The organism is Neisseria sp. P0021.S007 (assembly GCF_051956855.1).
Map to the genome: position 1 here is coordinate 1 of NZ_JBQCXA010001269.1, position 507 is coordinate 507.

Consider the following 507-nt stretch of genomic DNA (forward strand, 5'->3'; position numbering starts at 1 on the left):
CGACCTCTTGTTAGTACAACTCAAAAACCTCATTATTATAGTGGATTAAATTTAAATCAGGACAAGGCGACGAAGCCGCAGACAGTACAAATAGTACGGAACCGATTCACTTGGTGCTTCAGCACCTTAGAGAATCGTTCTCTTTGAGCTAAGGCGAGGCAACGCCGTACTGGTTTAAATTTAATCCACTAGAAAAAATAACGGCAGACACCCCGCCTTTGCCACAAACCCTAAAAACGGAAACCCACCCGTTCCCGTTTCAGACGACCTCGCGGCCGTTTTTCCCACAAAACCGTCCAACCTCAGGAGCATCCGATGAAACACCTTCACGACTTACCGGCTTGGTCAAAATTATGGATACATTTTGACGAAACCAAAGAACAACACATGCGCGAAATGTTCGAGCAAGACCCGCAGCGTGCGGAACGCTACTGGCTGCAAGTCGGCGGGCTGACGCTGGATTACTCCAAAAACCGCATCACCGACGAAACCATGTCGCTGCTGACC

1 pseudogene is annotated in these 507 nt (G+C 48.7%); it reads left to right on the plus strand.

The features are described 5' to 3' along the window. Positions 1 to 315: 315 nt before the first annotated feature. A pseudogene (locus ACTHUR_RS18675) lies at positions 316 to 507 on the plus strand (glucose-6-phosphate isomerase); the annotation flags it as partial.